This is a genomic window from Streptomyces sp. SID3212 (assembly GCF_009865405.1).
Classification (GTDB): domain Bacteria; phylum Actinomycetota; class Actinomycetes; order Streptomycetales; family Streptomycetaceae; genus Streptomyces.
Genome location: NZ_WWJY01000102.1, coordinates 1 through 237, shown reverse-complemented (window position 1 = coordinate 237; position 237 = coordinate 1). Strand labels below are relative to the sequence as shown.

The following is a 237-nucleotide window of genomic DNA, read 5'->3' as shown; positions in this document are numbered from 1 at the left end:
CAAGCAGATCCTCAACAGCTTCCTCCAGGAACGCCAGAGCCAGACCAACACGGCCAACGGCAGCACCGGCCGGCTGATCGGCGACACCTACTACGACAGCCTCGGCCGCCCGTCGAAGGCCAACCAGCCCTACTTCAACGACGCGTCCTACCCCGTCAATGCCGTCTGGGTTCCCGTCGAGGCAGAGGTCTTCGGTCAGACCTGGATCGAGTACGACGGCCAAGGCCGCACCACCGC

1 protein-coding gene is annotated in these 237 nt (G+C 65.0%); it reads left to right on the top strand.

What is annotated here, in order from left to right; all coding sequences use genetic code 11:
- A partial coding sequence (locus GT042_RS02950) for a hypothetical protein (RefSeq protein WP_161307126.1) occupies positions 1–237 on the top strand: 237 nt, incomplete at both ends.